The sequence below is a fragment of the Streptomyces sp. NPDC093261 genome (assembly GCF_044753645.1).
GTDB lineage: Bacteria > Actinomycetota > Actinomycetes > Streptomycetales > Streptomycetaceae > Streptomyces.
This window is the reverse complement of the sequence record NZ_JBIVNO010000001.1, coordinates 931751-936587: the sequence shown is the minus strand read 5'-3', so window position 1 is coordinate 936587 and position 4837 is coordinate 931751. Positions and strand designations below refer to the sequence as shown.

2 protein-coding genes and 2 pseudogenes are annotated in these 4837 nt (G+C 75.0%); 3 read left to right on the top strand and 1 reads right to left on the bottom strand.

Translation table 11 applies throughout. The features are described 5' to 3' along the window. Nucleotides 1-1744, bottom strand: a pseudogene (locus tag ACIP94_RS04270) (hypothetical protein); the annotation flags it as partial. A gap of 3 nt (nt 1745-1747) precedes the next feature. On the opposite strand from ACIP94_RS04270, the gene ACIP94_RS04265 reads away from it, so the two are divergent. From ACIP94_RS04265 to ACIP94_RS04255, 3 genes and pseudogenes are all read left to right on the top strand, one after another. Continuing rightward, nucleotides 1748-2119 carry a hypothetical protein gene (locus ACIP94_RS04265; RefSeq protein ID WP_402419265.1) on the top strand — a complete coding sequence of 124 codons (372 nt, stop codon included), beginning with the start codon at nt 1748-1750 and terminating at the stop codon, nt 2117-2119. Nucleotides 2120-3061: 942 nt separating this feature from the next. Then, nucleotides 3062-3838, top strand: a complete 777-nt coding sequence (locus tag ACIP94_RS04260) for a TIGR03936 family radical SAM-associated protein (protein ID WP_402419262.1) — start codon at nt 3062-3064, stop codon at nt 3836-3838. Nucleotides 3839-4097: 259 nt separating this feature from the next. Beyond that, nucleotides 4098-4837: pseudogene (locus ACIP94_RS04255) on the top strand (ribonuclease E/G); the annotation flags it as partial.

Here is a 4837-nt window from a genome sequence, read left to right as displayed (position 1 = left end):
CTTCCAGGGCGGCGCCGGTTCTCAGGGGGCTACGGGTGCTCAGGGGTCTTCGGGGGCGCAGGGTGCGACGGGGGCTCAGGGTGTTCAGGGCTTTCAGGGCACTGCGGGTGCTCAGGGTGCGGCGGGGGCCCAGGGTTCGCAGGGGGTTCAGGGCGAGGCGGGTGTGCAGGGCACGCAGGGGTTCCAGGGCGGCGCCGGTTCTCAGGGGGCTACGGGTGCTCAGGGGTCTTCGGGGGCGCAGGGTGCGACGGGGGCTCAGGGTGTTCAGGGCTTTCAAGGCGCTGCGGGTGCTCAGGGTGCGACGGGGGCCCAGGGTTCGCAGGGGGTACAGGGCGAGGCGGGTGTGCAGGGCACGCAGGGGCTCCAGGGCGGCGCCGGCTCTCAGGGGGCCACCGGCGCTCAGGGGTCCTCGGGGGCGCAGGGTGACACGGGAGCTCAGGGTGCTCAGGGCTTCCAGGGGACCGCCGGACCACAGGGCGCCACCGGCACTCAGGGAGCCGCCGGGGCGCAAGGGGCCGACGGTGCACAGGGCGCGCAGGGCTTCCAGGGTGCGACCGGACCACAGGGCTCGACCGGGGCCCAAGGCGGCACCGGGCCGCAGGGCGCCACCGGTGCCCAGGGTTCCGGCGGGGCCGTCGGGGCCGCCGGTCCGCAGGGTGCGACGGGCGTTCAGGGCGCCACCGGCGCTCAGGGCGCGACAGGTACTCAGGGCGCGCAGGGATTCCAGGGCGCCACCGGCCAGCAGGGCGCTCAGGGCGCGACGGGTGCGCAGGGTTCTACGGGTGCCCAGGGCACCATGGGTACTCAGGGTGCGACCGGTGCGCAGGGCTCCCAGGGCGTTCAGGGATCGAGCGGGGCTCAGGGCGGCACAGGAGCGCAGGGTTCGCAGGGGGTCCAGGGCGAGGCGGGTGTGCAGGGCACGCAGGGCTTCCAGGGCACAGCGGGAGCTCAGGGCGCGACGGGTGCGCAGGGAACCCAGGGCTTCCAGGGAACGACGGGCGCACAGGGCTCCCAGGGTGTTCAGGGTGCGACCGGCGCCCAGGGCGGCTTCGGCCCGCAGGGCGCCACCGGCGCGCAGGGCGCCACCGGCGCCCCAGGCCCGCAGGGCTCCCAGGGCGTCACCGGCCCGCAGGGTCTCCAGGGCACGACCGGTGCGCAGGGCGCTACCGGCGCGCAGGGTGCCGCGGGCGCTACGGGCAGTCAGGGCGCGCAGGGCTTCCAGGGAGCAACGGGCGCCCAGGGTGCGACGGGTACGCAGGGCGCGCAAGGCTTCCAGGGCACCACGGGTGCGCAGGGCACCCAGGGTTCCGCCGGCCCGCAGGGCTCCACGGGTGCGCAGGGCACGCAGGGCTTCCAGGGGGCGCAAGGCTTCCAGGGCACACAAGGTGCCCAGGGATCGGCCGGCCCGCAGGGCTCCACGGGTGCGCAGGGCACGCAGGGCTTCCAGGGGGCGCAAGGCTTCCAGGGCACGCAGGGGTTCCAGGGCTCCGCCGGCTCGCAGGGCGCCACTGGTGCCCAGGGGACCACGGGCGCGCAGGGTGCCACCGGTGCGCAGGGCACGCAGGGCTTCCAGGGCTCGACCGGCGCGCAGGGCGCCACCGGGGCGCAGGGTGCGACGGGTGCCCAGGGCACACAGGGTGTCCAGGGCTCGACCGGCGCGCAGGGTGCCACCGGTGCTCAGGGTTCCACGGGCGCCCAGGGCGCCACCGGTGTCCAAGGCGCACAGGGCCCTCAGGGTTTTCAAGGCGTGACCGGAAGCCAGGGCACCACCGGGGCTCAGGGTCCCACCGGGGCGCAGGGCACGCAGGGCGTCCAGGGCGCGACGGGTGCTCAGGGGGCGCAGGGGACCAGCGGTGCGAACGGACCGCAGAGCGTGGTGGTCTCCAACACCCTTGCCGGTCCGCAAGGTGCCACGACGTTCAACACGGTGGTGTGCCCCGCGGGTACCTATGCCACGGGTGGCGGTGCCTACAACGTCAACTCGACCAGCGGAGCGGCTGTGGCCTTCCAAGGACTGGCTCGTCCGGTCGGCTCGCCCCCCACCGGCTATCAGTCACAGGTCGGAAGCGGCGTCAACGGCACCACCAACACCGTGGTGTACGCGATCTGCCGGCCGTAGGCCCACCGAGCCTGTGGCGCCTACGAACCGCGCTCCTCGCTCTGCCTGCCCGTGCCGCTCGCGTGACTCCTGACGGAATGTCATCGCGGGTGGCAGGGCGCGTGGTTGGGCCGCACGCGCCGGTCGCCGTGTCCGTGCGGGCCGCCGGAGTGTCCGCGTAGGAATGGACAAGCGGAAGCCGCCGTCGCCCGGGCCCGTCGAGGGGTGTCTCACCGTAGCGATCCGCGTGCCGGTGCGTATCGCCGTGCTCGTCCTGGTCGCGCCGGTGCGCCATGGCGCGGGACGTGCTCGCGGCCGGTGGACGGCTCCTGCGCTGACACCGGTCGGGCACGGGATCGCCCGGCCGGCGCGCGGTCTCGCAGGACTCGTCGGTGTCGTGGCCGCCGGCTGCGCAGCCGGCCCATCTGCGGCTGCTGCGGTTCTGCCCGTGGTCCCCGCATCGGCCCTGTGGCGGCGGCCCTGGCCCCGGTCGGCCGTGTTGTCGTGGCCGTCGGGCGTGAGATCGGCGCCGCGTTCGGCCACACCTGGCGCGTCGCCGGGTGTGTCTCCCTCGCCGGGTGTGTCTCCCTCGCCGTGGGGCGCTCCCTCGCCCCTCTTCCGGTGGATCTTCGTGGAGCCGGGGCGATGGGCGTACCTGACCATGCCGACGCCGGTCGGGCGCCTCGTCCGGGACACCGCCCTGCGCCCCGTCGCCGAGGCCGCCCGCAGCATGGGCAGGGCCGCGCGGCAGACGCCGGCCGTCGCGCGCGAGACCGCCCGGCAGACCCGCGCCGATACGCGCCGCGCGCTCTTCGGTGAAATCCCGCGGGCCGGAGAGGATCTCCCGGCGGGAACCCGATGCCCGGTGAGACACGTACTCTTGGTAGCAGGACGACCGCTCTCACGAAGGACTGAACGACACTGGGCAAGCGACAGCCCGAAGGCCCGCCGCCCGCACCCGCGGTGCAGCGCATCCGACTGCGCTATACCAAGCGCGGCCGCCTCCGGTTCACCAGCCACCGTGACTTCCAGCGCGCCTTCGAGCGTGCGCTGCGCCGTGCCGAGGTGCCGATGGCGTACTCGGCGGGGTTCACGCCGCATCCGAAGGTGTCGTACGCCAATGCCGCACCCACCGGCACGGGCAGTGAGGCGGAGTACCTGGAAATCGCGCTCACCGAGGCGCGCGACCCGGACAGGCTGCGTGAGCTCCTCGATGAGTCGCTGCCCGCCGGGCTCGATGTCATCGAGGCGGTCGAGGCCCGTACCTCCGGGCTCGCCGACCGGCTCACGGCATCGGTGTGGGAGCTGCGCCTGAACGGCGTGGACCCCGTGGACGCCGAGCGTGCGGTCGCGGCCTTCGTCGAGGCCGGCGCCGTCGAGGTCCAGCGCATGACCAAGAACGGCGTGCGCACCTTCGACGCCCGGGCCGCGGTCGCGAGCCTGGAGAGCGTGGACACACACAGTTCGCATGCCGATAGGCCGACCGACCAGCCCTGTGCGATACTGCGGCTGGTTGTTCGGCACGTGACGCCTGCCGTACGACCCGACGACGTCCTGTCCGGTCTCCGCGCCGTGGCCGACCTGGCGCCGCCGGTCCCCGTAGCGGTGACCAGGCTGGCGCAGGGGCTGTTCGATGAAGAGACCGGCACGGTGACCGACCCGCTCGCGCCCGACCGCGAGGCAGCAGCGACCGTGCCAGTCACGGCCGGTGCGACTGCCGCCGCGACGGCGCCGGAGTAAGGAAGGTTCCGCGTAGGGACGGACGTCGTAGTGCCGCCCTTGTACTCGGGAGCCACCTGGGTCGGGCAGCGCATCGACCAGAAGACTTTCGCCAGGCCGTACGTACATGGCGTACGGAACCGACGAGACAAGACACAGAGAGCTTCCGTGCGGCGCCCGCGCCCCGGACGGCGGCACCGCGCATCGCGCGAGCCGCGGACGTCACCGGCGATGCCGGACCAGGTGCGGCGCCCGGGAGCCTGACGGGAGAAACGCCCGCATGCTCGAACCGATCGAGCCCGCCGAGGGCTCCGAGAACAACACCCCCAGCGACACCCTGCCGCCGCGCCGCCGCCGTGCCGCGTCGCGCCCGGCGGGTCCGCCGACGGTCGCGGCCGACAGCGCGACCCCCGAGGCCACGACGACCGAGGTCGTGACCGGGGCGGCATCGGCCATACCCGCCGCGGAGACCGGGCAGCCCGTCGAGGCCGCCCCGGCAGCGGAGGCAATCGGGGCCCCTGGGGCAGAAGAGAACGAAGAGACGGAGGCGGCGGCCGAGACCGCTGCTGCCGCCGAGACCGAGCCGGTGGAGCCGGTGGCCGAGGAGGCCGCCCCGCGGCGTACGCGTCGTCGTGCCACGCGCCGGGCGTCCGCGCCCGCCGGTGCGCCCGCGGCTGCTGAAGCGACGGAGGTCGTGGTGCCCGCTGGGGCCGAGAGTGCCGAGGAGCCCGTGCCTGCCGTGGAGACTGCCGCTGCCGCCGAGACCGAGCCGGTGGAGCCGGTGGCCGAGGAGGCCGCCCCGCGCCGTGCGCGTCGCCGTGCCACCCGCCAGGTCTCCGCACCCACCGGTGCGCCCGCGGCTGCCGAGGTGACGGAGGTCGTGGTGCCCGCCGGTGCGGAGAGCGCCGAGGCCCCCGAGCCTGCCGCCGCTGCCGCCGAGACCGAGCCGGTGGAGCCGGTGGCCGAGGAGGCCGCCCCGCGCCGTGCGCGTCGCCGTGCCACCCGCCAGGTCTCCGCACC